Origin of the sequence: Klebsiella sp. JB_Kp004, from assembly GCF_040065795.1 — a bacterium.
Classification (GTDB): Bacteria; Pseudomonadota; Gammaproteobacteria; order Enterobacterales; family Enterobacteriaceae; genus Klebsiella; species Klebsiella quasipneumoniae.
In genome coordinates this window covers 37085-52925 of record NZ_JBEAKW010000032.1, presented here as the reverse complement: position 1 = coordinate 52925, position 15841 = coordinate 37085, and the positions used below count along the sequence as shown (strand labels likewise).

Sequence of the window (15841 nt, the reverse complement as noted above, 5' to 3'; positions counted from 1 at the left end):
GCTATGCAAATTTTCACACGCTTCCCGCAGCGCCATTCCAATACTGTATATCCAGACAGGTTAAATTGTGTCATAATTAGCCGTTTCTGCCGTTTGTCCTTCAAGCAAACCAGGCAATCCGTGTATCTACCTACCGGGAAAGGTGAATGGATAAGATCGAAGTTCGGGGCGCCCGCACCCATAATCTCAAAAACATCAACCTCGTTATCCCGCGCGACAAACTCATTGTCGTCACCGGGCTTTCCGGGTCTGGCAAATCTTCACTGGCTTTCGACACCCTGTATGCCGAAGGCCAGCGTCGCTACGTCGAATCGCTCTCCGCCTATGCGCGACAGTTCCTGTCGCTGATGGAGAAGCCGGACGTCGACCATATCGAAGGGCTGTCGCCGGCGATTTCCATCGAACAGAAATCAACCTCTCACAACCCCCGCTCGACGGTGGGTACGATTACCGAAATTCACGACTACCTGCGTCTGCTGTACGCCCGCGTCGGCGAGCCGCGCTGTCCGGACCACGACGTGCCGCTGGCGGCGCAGACCGTCAGCCAGATGGTCGATAACGTGCTCTCTCAGCCGGAAGGTCAGCGCCTGATGCTGCTCGCGCCCATCATTAAAGAGCGCAAAGGCGAGCACACCAAAACGCTGGAAAACCTCGCCAGCCAGGGCTATATCCGCGCACGGATCGACGGCGAAGTCTGCGATCTCTCGGATCCGCCGAAGCTGGAGCTGCAGAAGAAACACACCATCGAGGTGGTAATTGACCGCTTCAAGGTCCGCGACGATCTGGCGCAACGTCTGGCCGAGTCGTTTGAAACCGCGCTGGAGCTCTCCGGCGGTACCGCCATCGTGGCCAATATGGATGATGAGAAAGCGGAAGAACTGCTGTTTTCCGCCAACTTCGCCTGCCCGATCTGCGGCTACAGCATGCGCGAGCTGGAGCCGCGCCTGTTCTCCTTCAACAACCCGGCGGGCGCCTGCCCGACCTGCGACGGCCTCGGCGTGCAGCAATATTTCGACCCCGATCGCGTGGTGCAAAATCCGGAGCTGTCGCTGGCGGGCGGCGCCATCCGCGGCTGGGATCGACGTAACTTCTACTACTTCCAGATGCTGAAGTCGCTGGCGGAGCACTACAAGTTCGACGTCGAAGCGCCGTGGGGCACTCTCAGCGCCAGCGTGCAGAAAGTGGTCCTGTACGGTTCCGGTAAAGAGAATATTGAATTCAAATACATGAACGACCGCGGCGACACCTCGGTACGCCGCCATCCGTTCGAAGGCGTGCTGCATAACATGGAGCGCCGCTACAAAGAGACGGAATCCAGCGCGGTGCGCGAAGAGCTGGCGAAGTTCATCAGCAATCGCCCGTGCGCCAGCTGCGACGGTACGCGTCTGCGCCGCGAGGCGCGCCACGTGTTTGTGGAAAACACCCCACTGCCGACCATTTCCGATATGAGCATCGGCCACGCGATGGACTTCTTCAACAATCTGAAACTCTCCGGCCAGCGGGCGAAAATCGCCGAAAAAGTGCTGAAAGAGATTGGCGATCGCCTGAAGTTCCTCGTCAACGTCGGCCTCAACTACCTGACGCTCTCCCGTTCGGCGGAAACGCTCTCCGGCGGCGAGGCCCAGCGTATCCGTCTGGCGAGCCAGATTGGCGCCGGACTGGTTGGCGTGATGTACGTCCTGGATGAGCCCTCCATCGGCCTGCACCAGCGCGATAACGAGCGCCTGCTCGGGACCCTGATCCACCTGCGTAATTTAGGCAACACGGTGATCGTCGTTGAGCATGACGAAGACGCCATTCGCGCCGCCGACCATGTGATCGATATCGGCCCTGGGGCCGGGGTCCACGGCGGCCAGGTGGTGGCGGAAGGGCCGCTGGAGGCCATTATGGCCGTCCCGGAATCCCTGACCGGCCAGTTCATGAGCGGCAAGCGCAAAATTGAAGTGCCGAAGCAGCGCGTGCCCGCCGATCCGGAGAAAGTCCTCAAACTGACCGGCGCGCGCGGTAACAACCTGAAAGACGTAACGCTGACGCTGCCGGTGGGGCTCTTCACCTGTATTACCGGCGTTTCAGGGTCGGGTAAATCCACGCTGATCAACGATACCCTGTTCCCGATTGCCCAGCGTCAGCTTAACGGGGCGACCATCGCCGAACCGGCGCCGTATCGCGATATTCAGGGGCTGGAGCACTTCGATAAAGTCATCGATATCGACCAGAGCCCGATCGGCCGTACGCCGCGCTCCAACCCCGCGACCTATACCGGGGTGTTTACGCCGGTGCGCGAGCTCTTCGCCGGGGTGCCGGAATCACGTTCGCGTGGCTACACGCCGGGCCGCTTCAGCTTTAACGTGCGCGGCGGCCGCTGTGAAGCCTGCCAGGGCGACGGCGTGATCAAGGTCGAGATGCACTTCCTGCCGGATATCTACGTACCGTGCGACCAGTGCAAAGGCAAACGCTATAACCGCGAAACGCTGGAGATTAAGTACAAAGGCAAAACGATTCATGAAGTGCTGGATATGACCATTGAAGAAGCCCGTGAGTTCTTCGATGCGGTTCCGGCGCTGGCGCGTAAGCTGCAAACGCTGATGGACGTCGGGCTGACCTATATTCGCCTTGGCCAGTCGGCGACGACGCTCTCCGGCGGCGAGGCACAGCGCGTCAAGCTGGCGCGCGAGCTGTCCAAACGCGGTACCGGGCAGACGCTGTATATCCTCGATGAGCCAACCACCGGTCTGCACTTCGCCGATATCCAGCAGCTGTTGGAAGTGTTGCACCAGCTGCGCGATCAGGGCAATACCATCGTGGTGATTGAGCACAACCTCGACGTGATAAAAACTGCCGACTGGATTGTCGATCTCGGCCCGGAAGGCGGCAGCGGCGGCGGCGAAATTCTGGTTTCCGGTACGCCGGAAACCGTCGCTGAGTGCGAAGCCTCGCACACCGCGCGCTTCCTGAAGCCGATGCTGAAATAATTAGCGGGAAAGCTGCTGCCGGACCGGCTCCGGCAGCATTTTCACCGCCTGCTGGTAAGACGCATCGACCAGGTAGTAGATTTGCGAATCCGGCAGCGAGCCATCCAGAAAGACGGTGCTCCAGTGCGCTTTATTGAGATGCTTGCTGGGCCGGACGTCGCGATGCTGCTGCCGCAGGAGCTCCGCCAGCTCCGGACTCGCCTTCAACGCAACCGCCGGCCGCTGGTCTTCGACCTCCTTCACCATGGCAAACAGCACGTCCGAGACCTTAATCTGCGTGGCTTTCCAGTCGCTGTGGACGCTCTGCTCTGCTCCCGGCTTCGCCATGCAGTACTGCAATAACTCCGAAATTGTCATCTTTTATTCCCCCATGAGCGTCGCAACGATGTGCCGCGAACCGCCGTGTATCCGATGCTCCCCCAGCCAGATGCCCTGCCAGGTCCCCAGCCTGACGCGTCCGTCCTCGACCGGCAGCATCAGCGACACGCCAAGCATCGAGGATTTGATGTGCGACGGCATATCGTCAGGGCCTTCATAATCATGTTCGTACGGCGCATTGTCCGGCACGGCGTTAAGGAAATACTGCTCCATGTCATACCGGACGGTGGGATCGCAGTTTTCGTTGAGCGTCAGGGAAGCGGAAGTATGCTGGAGCAGGAGGTGTAGCAGGCCGACCTTCACCCCGGACAGCCCGCGGATCTGGCCGAGGATTTCGTCGGTGACCAGATGAAAACCACGGGATTTAGGCCCAAGCGTCAGGGTTTGCTGATACCACATCATCGACTCCTTTTTGCGAATGAATCCCTCTAAGTGTGCAGCAATACGTGAAAAGGTAAAACCTTCCACCCCGGATTTTGCATAAAAAAACGGCAGCGTCACCGCTGCCGTTTATCCCGTTCAGGCGCCCATCAGTATTCGGAATTGACGATCACTTCTTCGCCCAGCGCGCCGGCCATCGGCAGCGGCTTGTAGGAGGAGTTGGCGGCGCGCAGCACGCGGATCCCGCGGGCGCCCGCCTCGCGGGCAGCGGTAATGTCGTTATCCGAGTCGCCATAGAAAACCTTTATCTGCTTCGCCTGCAGCCACTGGGTCTTGGTGTTCTGACCCGGCTTATCGCCAGCGAAAATTACCGGGTTCATATTGGCGGCCGGGATGAGGAAATAATCCTGCAGGGTTTTAGAAACGGTTTCTGTTTTGGTCTGGCTGCGGCCGGTGACGAACCAGATGCTGTCGCCACGCTTCACATGCATGGCAATCAGCTGGCGCGCCACCTCTTTTGGCATGCTGAATTCGTCCCAGCCGTTGTTCATTTTTTCCCAGAACTGCGGGTTTTTCAGGTAATCCTCACTGCCGGGGGAGAAGGTTTTTTGCCCGCGCCAGAAACCGGGACTGGAGAAGAGGACGGTGTCATCGATATCAAAACCGACGGCCATCGGCGGGCGCCCCAGCAGGCTGTTCTCAATTTGCGCCACCGAAACCCAGTGGATCGGCGCCTGCTCGGCCAGCTGGGCCACGTTGGTACCGACCCACAGCGGCTGCGGCGTGGAGGCGCGCGCCACGACGGCGCTGTTCAGCGTGAACAGGAGAGAGGCCGCCGCAAGGGCGAGAGTAAGTTTGCGCATATTTATCCCTAAATCTATCAATCATTATTGTTTTCAATAATGTGCATGCTTAGTAACGTCCCGACCTTACCCGCAGGCGGCAGGGATGAAAAGCCTTTTTCGCGCAGATGTCATAGAAAAAGAGGATGATCACAATCAGAGGGGGTTGCCCCTGCCCGTTGACCGGCAGAGACAACCTGCTGGAGAGCGGCTTACATTACCGCGGCAAAGGCTTTCGCTACCTGCTGAACATTACGTGAGTTTAACCCCGCCACGCACATACGTCCGCTGGCAATCAGGTAGACGCCAAACTCGTCGCGCAGGCGATCCACCTGCGCCGCGCTGAAGCCGGTGTAGCTGAACATCCCGCGCTGCTTGAGCAGATAATCCACTTTGCTGCCCGGAGCAACCTGCTGCAGCGCGTCGACCAGCGCCTGACGCATGGTCAGGATATGCGCGCGCATGGCGTCCACTTCCGCCTGCCAGGTGGCTTTCAGCCCGGCATCGTTCAGCACCGTCGCCACCACCTGCGCGCCAAAGCTCGGCGGGCTGGAGTAGTTGCGGCGCACGGTGGCCTTCAGCTGGCCCAGCACGCGGCCTGCGGTTTCACTGTCTTCACAGACCACCGACAGGCCGCCGACGCGCTCCCCGTACAGGGAGAAAATTTTGGAGAAAGAGTTGCTGACCAGCATCGGCATCCCGGCGCTGGCGATGGCGCGAATGGCGTAGGCATCCTCTTCCAGCCCTGCGCCAAAGCCCTGGTAGGCAATGTCGAGGAACGGGATCAGCTGACGCGCTTTCAGGATCTCCACCACACGATCCCACTGTTCCGGCGTCAGGTCGGCGCCGGTCGGGTTGTGGCAGCAGGGGTGCAGCAGCACAATGTCGCGCGCCGGCAGCGTTTGCAGCGTCGCCAGCAGCGCTTCAAAGCGCACGCCGTTGGTGGCTTTATCAAACCAGGGGTAAGTACTTACTTCGAAGCCAGCCCCTTCAAATATGGCGATGTGGTTTTCCCAGGTCGGGTCACTGACCCAGACATGAGACTCAGGAAAGTAGCGTTTGAGGAAGTCGGCCCCGACCTTCAGCGCGCCCGAACCGCCGACCGTCTGAATGGAGGCGATGCGGTTTTGCTTAAGCGCGGTATGCTCTGCGCCAAACAGCAGCGGGGCAATCGCCTGGCGGTAGCCGCTCAGCCCTTCCATCGGCAGATACAGCGAGGCGCCGTGCGGCTCGGCGTTCAGGCGCGCTTCCGCTTCCGCCACCGCCTGCAGCTGCGGGATAATGCCGTCATCGTTGTAATATAGCCCGATACTCAGGTTGACTTTGTCGCTTCGCGGGTCTTCTTTGAAGCGTTCCATCAGAGAAAGAATTGGGTCGCCGGCGTAGGCGTCAACTTTTTGAAACACGCGATGTATCTCCAGGTTTACATAGGGCAGGTTCTTACACAATAAACCGGATATGACGGCAGGTCGAGAGGATGTTGAGGGGAAAGTGACTGCGCAGCGGTATAAACCGCTTTTTTGTCCGCGGCTATACCGATTGCGTACCGGACCAGCGTCTGAGCTATCCGGTACGAACGAGGCTCAGTCGAGGTATTTCATGGCGACGCGGGAGGTCAGTCGCGTAATAAGTTCGTAAGCGCTCACTTTCGTTATCTCGGCGATGCGCTCTACCGGGAGTCCCTCTCCCCATAGCACCACCGCGTCGCCGGCTTTATCCTCGGCCTGCGGGCCGAGGTCAACACAGATCATATCCATCGCCACCCGGCCGACAATCGGCACTTCGCGGCCATTGACCAGCACTGGGGTGCCCGACGGCGCGGCGCGCGGATAACCGTCGCCATAGCCCATCGCGACCACGCCGAGCCGAGTGTCGCGTTCGCTGATCCAGGTGCCGCCGTAGCCGACGGGCTCCCCTGCTTTATGCTCGCGCACGGCAATCAGGCTGGACGTCAGGGTCATCACCGGCTGACAGCCAAAATCTTTCCCGGTGGAGCGATCGTCCAGCGGCGACACGCCATACAGGATAATGCCCGGACGCACCCAGTCATAATGCGACTGCGGCCACAGCAGGATGCCACCCGAGGCGGCAATAGAGCGCCATCCCGGCTTGCCTTCGGTAAAGGTGGTGAAGATATCCAGCTGCCGTTCGGTGGCGCCGCAGGTCGGCTCATCGGCGCGGGCGAAGTGGCTCACCACGTTGACCGGCTGGCGGACGTTTTTGCACTGGCTCAGACGCTGATAAAACGCCTCAGCTTCCTCCGGGCGCACCCCTAAGCGATGCATACCGGTATCCAGTTTCATCCACACGGTCACCGGCTCGGGGAGGTCGGCTTGCTCCAGCGCCGCCAGCTGTTCGGGGCTATGCACCGCCGTATGCAGACGCTGAGCGGCGATCACCGCCAGGTCTTCCGCCGCAAAAAAGCCTTCCAGCAGGAGGATCGGCTGGGCGATCCCCCCCGCTCGCAGGCGCAGCGCCTCTTCCAGGCGGGCGACGCCAAAAGCGTCGGCGTCGGTCAGCGTTCGCGCGGTCTCAAGAAGACCGTGTCCGTAGGCGTTCGCTTTCACCACCGCAACCAGTTTGCTGGCAGGCGCCAGTTCACGCAGACGTTGCAGGTTGTGTCGCAGAGCGCGGCGGTTGATAACTACAGTTGCCGCTTGCATTTGAATTCCTTAATTAAAGAAGGAGGAAGGATTACTCATCATCATACTGAGGGCCAGCATAATTATCGAAACGCGACCACTGGCCGTTGAAGGTCAGTCGCACGGTGCCGATCGGGCCGTTACGTTGTTTACCAATGATAATTTCCGCGATGCCTTTCAGATCGCTGTTCTCGTGATAGACCTCATCACGGTAAATGAACATGATTAAGTCGGCATCCTGTTCGATAGAGCCGGACTCACGCAGGTCGGAGTTGACCGGGCGTTTATCGGCACGTTGCTCCAGCGAGCGGTTCAGCTGCGACAGCGCCACCACCGGCACCTGCAGCTCTTTGGCCAGCGCCTTCAGCGAGCGGGAGATTTCGGCGATCTCGAGGGTACGGTTGTCGGAGAGCGACGGCACGCGCATCAGCTGCAGGTAGTCGATCATAATCAGCCCGATGCCGCCGTGCTCGCGAGCGATACGCCGCGCGCGGGAACGCACTTCCGTCGGCGTCAGGCCGGAGGAGTCATCGATATAGATGTTACGTTTTTCCAGCAGAATGCCCATGGTGCCGGAGATCCGCGCCCAGTCCTCATCGTCCAGCTGACCGGTACGAATGCGGGTCTGATCGACGCGCGACAGCGAGGCCAGAGAACGCATCATGATCTGTTCCGAGGGCATCTCGAGACTGAAGATGAGTACCGGCTTGTCCTGCAGCATCGCTGCGTTTTCCACGAGGTTCATGGCGAAGGTCGTTTTACCCATCGACGGACGGGCGGCGACGATAATCAGATCCGACGGCTGCAGGCCGGCGGTCTTTTTGTTGAGGTCGTCGTAGCCGGTGTTGACTCCGGTAACGCCGTCGTGGGGCTGCTGGAACAGCTGTTCGATACGGGCGACGGTGGCGTCGAGGACATCGGCGATGTTTTTCGGCCCTTCGTCTTTATTGGCCCGGCTTTCAGCGATTTTAAAGACGCGGGACTCGGCGAGGTCGAGCAGATCTTCGCTGGTTCGCCCCTGCGGGTCGAAGCCGGCCTCGGCGATCTCATTGGCCACCGAGATCATCTCGCGCACGACCGCGCGTTCGCGCACGATGTCGGCATAGGCGCTGATGTTTGCCGCGCTGGGGGTATTTTTGGACAGTTCAGCCAGATAGGCGAAGCCGCCCACGCTGTCCAGCTGTCCCTGACGCTCCAGCGACTCCGCAAGGGTGATCAGGTCAATCGGGCTACCCGACTCCTGCAGGCGCGCCATCTCGGTAAAGATATGACGATGCGGACGGGTATAAAAGTCGTCGGCAACGACGCGTTCGGCGACGTCGTCCCAGCGCTCGTTATCCAGCATTAAACCGCCCAACACCGACTGCTCCGCTTCAATCGAGTGCGGCGGGACTTTCAGCCCGGCGAGCTGCGGATCGCGTTCGCGGGTTTCTGTCTGTGGTTTGTTGAAGGGTTTATTTCCTGCCATAGCCTAACGTTTCACCGATACGGAAAAGAGCGTGACAGTATAGCGAGAAAGCCATTGCCGCTAAAGAACCCATTCAGCGTGACTGGCCTGAGGCGGGTAAGAAAATCCGTCGCCGCCGCCGCAGGCTGTTAAGCTTACTGGATAATCTCAGAACAACACAGGAGCGAACATGGCAACACGCATCGAATTTTCAAAACACGGGGGGCCGGAGGTGCTTCAGGCGGTTGAATTCACGCCCCGCGATCCCGCTGAGCATGAAATTCAGGTCGAAAACAAAGCCATCGGTATCAATTATATCGACACCTATGTTCGTGGCGGCCTCTATCCGCCGCCGTCTCTGCCGAGCGGCCTCGGCACCGAAGCGGCCGGCGTCGTCAGTAAAGTTGGCCATGGGGTATCGCACATTAAGGTAGGCGATCGGGTGGTGTATGCCCAGTCGGCGCTCGGCGCCTACAGCACGGTGCACAATGTGCTGGCCGACAAAGCGGCGGTCCTGCCGGACGCCATCTCTTTCGAACAGGCCGCCGCGTCGTTCCTCAAGGGATTAACGGTCTGGTATCTGCTGCGTAAAACCTATGAAATTAAGCCTGATGAGATGTTCCTGTTTCACGCGGCCGCCGGCGGCGTGGGGCTGATAGCCTGTCAGTGGGCGAAAGCGCTGGGGGCGAAACTTATCGGCACCGTCGGCAGCGCGCAGAAGGCGCAGCGCGCCAAAGCGGCGGGCGCCTGGCAGGTGATTAACTATCGCGAAGAACCTATCGCGGAGCGGCTCAAAGCGCTCACCGACGGTAAGAAAGTCGCCGTGGTCTATGACTCGGTAGGGAAAGATACCTGGGAAGCCTCTCTGGACTGTCTGCAACGCCGCGGCCTGATGGTCAGCTTTGGCAACTCCTCCGGCCCGGTAACCGGCGTTAATCTGGGGATCCTGAACCAGAAAGGTTCTCTGTACGTCACCCGCCCATCGCTGCAGGGCTATATCACCAACCGGGAAGAGCTGGCGGAAGCCTGCAGTGAGCTGTTTTCGCTGATCGCCAGCGGCGTGATTAAAGTGGACGTGCCCGAAAGTCAGACCTATCCGCTGACCGAAGCGCGACGGGCGCATGAAGTTCTGGAGAGCCGGGTGACACAGGGGTCGAGTCTGCTGCTGCCGTAAGCGGACAAAGGGACAAAAGTTTAGGGCTTCCACCTGGGAAGCCCTTACTTTTTTTTAGTTCGGCTGTATGTAGGGTACAGCGCGATGAATTCGTTAACGCGCTAATAGTGACAGATTTGCGCAGTAATGCCTACGCGGTTCTGTGCAAAATTGTTCAGGTTGTGACATACCCCTCAATACCTTAGTAACGCCAACGGTTATTGTCGCGAAAAGCGTTTCCGTCCGGGGTTTTCAGTGCCCGAATAACCCACACCACCACCACCGCCAACAGCAGCCACGGCAGCAATTTAATCATTAAAGCAAACAAACCGCCGACGAACATCAGCGCCGTAGCCACCACGATGGCAGCGATAATCCCCAACAGCGATACGCCGGTGACCAGCAGCATGACAAAAAATCCGATGACAAATAACAGTTCCAGCATGGCTCTCTCCCCACAGTCATTAATATGTCGCTCTGCAGGTATTACAAAAAACATGCCAACCATAACCAACTGAATTTAAAAGAAAACGCCTCGCAATGGTGTGCGAGGCGTGGTCAATTTCACCAGGTTTTGGTGAGAAACTAACGCTTATCGGCCACCAGCTTCAGGGCCTGCTCCAGCACCGCAATGTCGGCGCCGGCTTTATGCGCATTCTCGCTCAGGTAGCGACGCCACTGCCGGGCGCCCGGGATACCCTGAAACAGTCCCAGCATATGACGGGTGATATGGCCCAGATAAGTACCCTTGCTGAGCTCGCGCTCAATATACGGGTACATGGCCCGCACGACGGCCACGGGATCGGCATCCGCACCGGCGACGCCGAAAATCTCCCGGTCGACCGAAGCCAGAATGCCCGGATTCTGATAGGCCTCACGCCCGACCATCACCCCATCCATATGCTCAAGCTGTGCTCTGACTTCATCCAGCGATTTGATGCCGCCGTTAATCGCCATCGTCAGATGGGGGAAGTCGCGCTTCAGCTGCCAGACGCGGGGGTAATCCAGCGGCGGGATCTCGCGGTTCTCTTTCGGGCTCAGACCGGAGAGCCAGGCTTTGCGGGCGTGAATAATAAACATCTCACATTCGCCCTTGCCGGAGACCGTCTCAATGAAATCGCAAAGGAATTCATAGCTATCCTGGTCGTCGATGCCGATACGGGTCTTCACCGTGACCGGGATCGACACCACATCGCGCATCGCTTTGATACAGTCGGCCACCAGCTGGGCATTCCCCATCAGACAGGCGCCAAACATCCCGTTCTGCACCCGATCGGAGGGGCAGCCGACGTTGAGATTGATCTCATCATAGCCGCGCGCCTCGGCCAGCTTCGCGCACTGCGCCAGGGCCTGCGGATCGCTGCCGCCGAGCTGCAGAGCAACCGGGTGTTCTTCTTCGCTATAGGCCAGATAGTCCCCTTTGCCGTGAATAATCGCCCCGGTGGTCACCATTTCGGTATACAGCAGCGTATGCCGCGACAGCAGCCGCAGGAAGTAGCGGCAATGCCGGTCAGTCCAGTCGAGCATCGGCGCGATGGAGAAGCGGTGAGCAGGAAAAACAGGTGACGTTGATTCAGGCATCATGGCGAATAAATAAGCATCCGGGTAAAAAGGGGCGCTACTATAGCATAAAGATAAACCACAGGCGCGTAGTGCGCCGCGCTTCGCCCCTTCCCGGTGTCGATTACTTTATCCGCGGTTTGCCATCATGTGGGCCAAAGAACTGCGGCGGATGATCAACCCAGCGATCCTGGCGCGTCGCGGCATAGCCGGGATTGAGCGGGTAGTAAATTCGGTTGTACTTTTTGTTGGCCTCACCCACCACCAACAGACGAACCTCCTGCTCGGTGTTATTGAGAAAAGTGTGGCAAACGCCGGTGCCGGCGGGGAAACCTACGCTATCGCCCGGCTCCAGCTTCCAGAGATAGCCGTTTATCCACACTTCCGGATAGCCCTCCAGCACATAGATGAACTCTTCCTCATCGCTCTCCGCGTGCGGGTAAGAGGTGCGCCGCCCGGGCGGCAGTCTCTCGTGGTGGATCCCCAGCCGGTTGAGGCGTAAACCGCGCCCCAGCGGCGCGCCAATGGAAAAACGCTCCGGGCTGTCGGGATAAGTGGCATCGTCGGGCCCTTCCAGTTCGCGCCAGTGGCGAATGCAATCAGGTCGTTTCATCGTTTTCTCCCGAAAATGAGACACTTCAGATATAGCATACCCTGGGTCAGGCGTGTTGCGATTAAATCGGGCATACGGTTTTAGCGGCCGGCTAAGGCGCAGCCTCCACGAGCGTCAGCGGCCAGCGCCAGGGAGTGGACTGGCGCCGACAATCTGAAGTATGACCCGCATCACCCGTCGGGTCTCGGCGTTTTCCGCGGAACGTGATAAAGTAACAGATTCAATTTCACGCAACCTGAGGATGCTCATGGATAAGTCCCCTTCGCAAGAGATGTTAGCGCATGCTGAAAAGCTGTGTGCGCAACGCGGCGTACGCCTGACCCCACAGCGTCTGGAAGTGTTGCGCCTGATGAGCCTGCAGCAAGGGGCAATCAGCGCCTACGACCTGCTGGATCTGCTGCGCGAGAAAGAGCCGCAGGCAAAGCCGCCGACGGTCTACCGCGCGCTGGAGTTCTTACTCGAGCAGGGTTTTGTCCACAAGGTGGAATCGACCAACAGCTATGTGCTGTGTCATCTCTTTGACCAGCCAACCCACAGCTCGGCCATGTTTATCTGCGACCGCTGCGGCGTGGTGAAGGAAGAGGCAGCTGAAGGGGTGGAAGATATCATGCACACGCTGGCGGCCAGAATGGGCTTCGCCCTGCGCCACAACGTGATTGAAGCTCATGGCCTTTGCGCGAGCTGCGTGGAAGTGGAAGCCTGCAGCACGCCGGGACACTGCCAGCACGATCATACGATTCAGCTCAAAAAGAAAGCCCGCTGAGCGGCAGCCGCAGCGGGAAAAAGGGTTAACGGCGCGTCCCTGCGCCATTTAGACAGGCACTAACACAAATGCTTCATTCTTCGGATCACGGAACGCTACCAGCGATAGTCGTTCTTATGCTCCCAGTCTGAGACTTCTTTCTCAGCCTGATCTTTCTCATAGCCGTAACGCTCCTGAATTTTGCCGACCAGCTGGTCGCGCTTCCCTTCGATTACGGTCATATCGTCATCGGTAAGTTTGCCCCACTGTTCCTTGGCTTTACCTTTCAACTGTTTCCAGTTACCGCCGATTTCGTCTTTATTCATGATAACGTCCTCATCATTCGGTGGGTTTACAGCCCGTTTTGTGCCGGACATGGTATTAACTATAGATGAGAATGCTGGCGCCGATTCGTTATTCGGAATTTTTAACCATAGCCCTCACTGGAAACGCTGAAGGTGGTTTTCCCGGCACGCGCTACGCTCGGCCGGGCTACTGAGTCGCTCCGGCAAGCCTGGCGCGACCGGAGGACGTTCACCGATAACGGCGAGCTAGAGAAAGGGCTAACTAAACCAAGTGCCGCGTCGCCAGTGGCGGCGCCAGATCAGCGCCAGCGACAGGCCTCGCAGCGCGAGAAACACCGCCAGCGCCAGCCACAGGCCGTGATTGCCGAGCGCCGGGACCGTAAGCAGCGTCACGGCGAAGCCGGCCGCGGCGACCGCCATACTGTTCCGCATCTCCGCGCCGCGCGTCGCGCCGATAAACATGCCGTCCAGCAGATAGCACCAGACCCCGACCACCGGCAGGATGGTCTGCCAGATCAGATAGCGATCGGCCAGCTGCTGCAGGGAAGGCAGTGAGGTTAACAGCGCGATGATGTACTCCCCCGCCAGGCTGTAAACCAGGGCAAACGCCAGCGCCACCATACCGGACTGCCGGCAGGCCGCCCGCCATACCTCCAGCAGCTGGCTGCCGTCGCGCGCGCCGTAGGCCTGGCCGGAGTGGGCCTCCACGGCATAGGCAAAGCCATCCAGCGCGTAGGCGGTAAAGGTCAGCATGGTCATCAGTACGGCGTTGACCGCCACGATATCGCTGCCCAGACGGGCGCCGTAGACGGTCAGCGCGCCAAAGCACAGCTGCAGCAGCAGGGAGCGCAGCATGATGTCGCGATTCAACGCCAGCAGACGGCGCATGTCGCCACGCCAGGCGTTTTTCAGCATCGCCAGCGACACGCCGCGCAGCGTCAGCACCCGCTTCGCCATCATCAGGCCGATAATGAGTGTGGCGTACTCCGCAGTGACCGTGGCCAGCGCCGCCCCCTGGACGTTCATCCGCAGGCCCATCACCAGCCACAGGTCGAGCACAATATTCAACAGATTACCGACCACCAGCAAAATCACCGGCGCCCGGGCGTACTGGACCCCCAGCAGCCAGCCGAGCAGCACAAGGTTGGCCAGCGACGCGGGAGCGCTGAGCCAGCGGATATCGAGAAACCGTCTCGCCTGCTCGAGAACCGCCTCGCTGCCGCCGACGATATGCAGGGCGAGGTTAATCAACGGCAGGCGAAACAGGATAATCAACACCCCGGCGCCCAGCGCCAGAGCCAGCGGCTGCACCAGCGCCCGCGCCAGTCGCAGCGGATCTTTGGCCCCCCAGGCCTGAGCGGTCAGCCCGGTGGTGCTCATGCGAAGAAACAGCAGCAGCATAAACAGGAAACTGGTGGCCGTCGCTCCGACCGCGACGCCGCCGAGGTATACCGGGCTGTCAAGGTGGCCGATCACCGCGGTATCCACCAGCCCCAGCAGCGGGACGGTGATATTGGAGAAAATCATGGGGAGTGCAAGGCGCCACAGCGCTTTATCGGCAGCGTTGAGCAGCATGTTCGGAGACCTGATTGAGGACAAACGTCGCAGCGTCATGCATCAGATGACGCTGCGCGGGGGCAGGCGTTACAGCCATTCTCCATTACGGATCACGCCAACGGCCAGACCCTCAATGGTAAAACTCTGCTGACGCAGATCGACAACGATAGGGGTAAATTCGCTGTTTTCCGGCAACAGTTCGACGACGTTGCCCTGCTTTTTCAGGCGCTTCACCGTCACTTCATCGTCAATGCGCGCTACCACCACCTGGCCGTTACGCACATCCTGGGTTTTGTGGACCGCCAGCAGATCGCCATCCAGAATACCGATGTCTTTCATCGACATCCCGCTGACGCGCAGCAGAAAATCGGCGTTGGGCTTGAACATCGACGGGTCGACCTGATAGTGGCCTTCAATATGCTGCTGCGCCAGCAGCGGCTCACCGGCGGCGACGCGGCCGATCAGCGGCAGGCCGTGCTCTTCTTCCGTCAGCAGGCGGATACCGCGCGAGGCGCCGGAGACGATCTCGATTGCGCCTTTACGCGCCAGCGCTTTCAGGTGTTCTTCCGCCGCGTTTGGGGAACGGAACCCCAAGCGCTGAGCAATCTCCGCACGCGTCGGCGGCATGCCCGTCTGGCTGATATGATCCCGAATGAGATCAAACACCTCTTGCTGCCTGGTCGTTAACGCTTTCATTCCGCCCCCTGGGTGTATATACAGTTATGCTGTGAGTATATACAGCTAACGGTGATTTTGGAACCACATGGCACACAAAAATCGGCAGATTGTTTATATTTTGCGAGGGTTAGCGAAGAACGTTAGTGATAATGGCTCCACAGCAGCGTTCCCCAGGTGATCAGCGCGATGATAATCGCCAGCAGGACCGCCGCCGACCCCATGTCTTTGGCGCGCCCTGAAAGCTCGTGATAATCCGAGCCAATACGGTCCACGACCGCCTCAATCGCGCTGTTGAGAATTTCGACTATCATCACTAGCAGGACCGAGCCAATCAGCAATACGCGGGTGATGGCGTCGACGTCCAGCCAGCAGGCTATCGCGACGGCCACGATGGCGGCGACACCTTCCTGACGAAATGCGGCCTCGTTGATCCACGCCGCGCGAAATCCTTTCCAGGAGTAACCTGCCGCCTTAATGATTCGGGTTAACCCGGTGGTATTATTGGCCATCACAAAACCTTTTTATGTAAATGACGTCGATGAGTGTACGCGTTTGCCGCGCGGTAACGGAA

General features: G+C 59.3%; 16 protein-coding genes and 1 pseudogene. 4 read left to right on the top strand and 13 right to left on the bottom strand.

Annotated features, from left to right (window positions below):
* Positions 1-146: 146 nt before the first annotated feature.
* A complete protein-coding gene (uvrA, locus tag ABLX76_RS14070) occupies positions 147-2972 on the top strand; it encodes an excinuclease ABC subunit UvrA (RefSeq protein ID WP_004206306.1) in 2826 nt (941 codons plus the stop codon).
* Here the strand turns inward: uvrA and ABLX76_RS14065 are convergent, their stop codons facing one another.
* The 6 genes from ABLX76_RS14065 to dnaB all read right to left on the bottom strand — a co-directional run bounded on the left by ABLX76_RS14065 (position 2973) and on the right by dnaB (position 8683).
* The gene (locus ABLX76_RS14065; RefSeq protein WP_023291634.1) at positions 2973-3329 is read right to left on the bottom strand and encodes an MmcQ/YjbR family DNA-binding protein; all 357 of its coding nucleotides are present in this window, start codon (positions 3327-3329) and stop codon (positions 2973-2975) included.
* Positions 3330-3332: 3 nt separating this feature from the next.
* A complete protein-coding gene (locus tag ABLX76_RS14060; protein WP_004206303.1) occupies positions 3333-3749 on the bottom strand; it encodes a secondary thiamine-phosphate synthase enzyme YjbQ in 417 nt (138 codons plus the stop codon).
* 131 nt (positions 3750-3880) lie between these two features.
* Entirely contained in the window at positions 3881-4594 is a 714-nt protein-coding gene (gene aphA, locus ABLX76_RS14055) for an acid phosphatase AphA (protein WP_087848895.1), read from the bottom strand.
* 191 nt (positions 4595-4785) lie between these two features.
* Complete coding sequence (gene tyrB, locus ABLX76_RS14050) at positions 4786-5979, bottom strand: aromatic amino acid transaminase (RefSeq protein ID WP_048296433.1); 1194 nt, start codon at positions 5977-5979, stop codon at positions 4786-4788.
* 177 nt (positions 5980-6156) lie between these two features.
* Positions 6157-7236 (bottom strand): alanine racemase, encoded by a 1080-nt coding sequence (gene alr / locus ABLX76_RS14045; RefSeq protein WP_047718370.1) that lies wholly within the window; start codon positions 7234-7236, stop codon positions 6157-6159.
* A 31-nt stretch (positions 7237-7267) separates the two neighbouring features.
* Positions 7268-8683 carry a replicative DNA helicase gene (gene dnaB / locus ABLX76_RS14040; protein WP_002884942.1) on the bottom strand — a complete coding sequence of 472 codons (1416 nt, stop codon included), beginning with the start codon at positions 8681-8683 and terminating at the stop codon, positions 7268-7270.
* A 169-nt stretch (positions 8684-8852) separates the two neighbouring features.
* Between dnaB and ABLX76_RS14035 the strand changes: the two genes are divergently transcribed.
* On the top strand, positions 8853-9836 hold the full coding sequence (locus ABLX76_RS14035; protein ID WP_023291630.1) for a quinone oxidoreductase: 984 nt from the start codon (positions 8853-8855) through the stop codon (positions 9834-9836).
* A 181-nt stretch (positions 9837-10017) separates the two neighbouring features.
* Here the strand turns inward: ABLX76_RS14035 and pspG are convergent, their stop codons facing one another.
* The 3 genes from pspG to ABLX76_RS14020 all read right to left on the bottom strand — a co-directional run bounded on the left by pspG (position 10018) and on the right by ABLX76_RS14020 (position 11988).
* A complete protein-coding gene (gene pspG / locus ABLX76_RS14030) occupies positions 10018-10260 on the bottom strand; it encodes an envelope stress response protein PspG (RefSeq protein ID WP_004206297.1) in 243 nt (80 codons plus the stop codon).
* A 140-nt stretch (positions 10261-10400) separates the two neighbouring features.
* A complete protein-coding gene (gene dusA, locus ABLX76_RS14025; RefSeq protein ID WP_072199093.1) occupies positions 10401-11399 on the bottom strand; it encodes a tRNA dihydrouridine(20/20a) synthase DusA in 999 nt (332 codons plus the stop codon).
* A 100-nt stretch (positions 11400-11499) separates the two neighbouring features.
* The gene (locus ABLX76_RS14020; protein ID WP_023291628.1) at positions 11500-11988 is read right to left on the bottom strand and encodes a cupin domain-containing protein; all 489 of its coding nucleotides are present in this window, start codon (positions 11986-11988) and stop codon (positions 11500-11502) included.
* A gap of 247 nt (positions 11989-12235) precedes the next feature.
* Here ABLX76_RS14020 and zur point away from each other — a divergent pair, with 247 nt between their 5' ends.
* On the top strand, positions 12236-12751 hold the full coding sequence (gene zur, locus ABLX76_RS14015; protein WP_023291627.1) for a zinc uptake transcriptional repressor Zur: 516 nt from the start codon (positions 12236-12238) through the stop codon (positions 12749-12751).
* Between the two features lie 95 nt (positions 12752-12846).
* Here zur and ABLX76_RS14010 read toward each other — a convergent pair whose 3' ends face one another.
* On the bottom strand, positions 12847-13056 hold the full coding sequence (locus ABLX76_RS14010) for a CsbD family protein (protein WP_023291626.1): 210 nt from the start codon (positions 13054-13056) through the stop codon (positions 12847-12849).
* A gap of 65 nt (positions 13057-13121) precedes the next feature.
* Between ABLX76_RS14010 and ABLX76_RS14005 the strand changes: the two are divergent.
* Positions 13122-13233: pseudogene (locus tag ABLX76_RS14005) on the top strand (hypothetical protein); the annotation flags it as partial.
* 60 nt (positions 13234-13293) lie between these two features.
* Here the strand turns inward: ABLX76_RS14005 and dinF are convergent.
* The 3 genes from dinF to ABLX76_RS13990 all read right to left on the bottom strand — a co-directional run bounded on the left by dinF (position 13294) and on the right by ABLX76_RS13990 (position 15779).
* A complete protein-coding gene (dinF, locus tag ABLX76_RS14000) occupies positions 13294-14610 on the bottom strand; it encodes an MATE family efflux transporter DinF (RefSeq protein ID WP_044525128.1) in 1317 nt (438 codons plus the stop codon).
* 69 nt (positions 14611-14679) lie between these two features.
* Positions 14680-15288 (bottom strand): transcriptional repressor LexA, encoded by a 609-nt coding sequence (gene lexA, locus ABLX76_RS13995; protein ID WP_004206291.1) that lies wholly within the window; start codon positions 15286-15288, stop codon positions 14680-14682.
* Positions 15289-15410: 122 nt separating this feature from the next.
* Positions 15411-15779, bottom strand: a complete 369-nt coding sequence (locus tag ABLX76_RS13990; RefSeq protein WP_004206290.1) for a diacylglycerol kinase — start codon at positions 15777-15779, stop codon at positions 15411-15413.
* Positions 15780-15841: the final 62 nt, after the last annotated feature.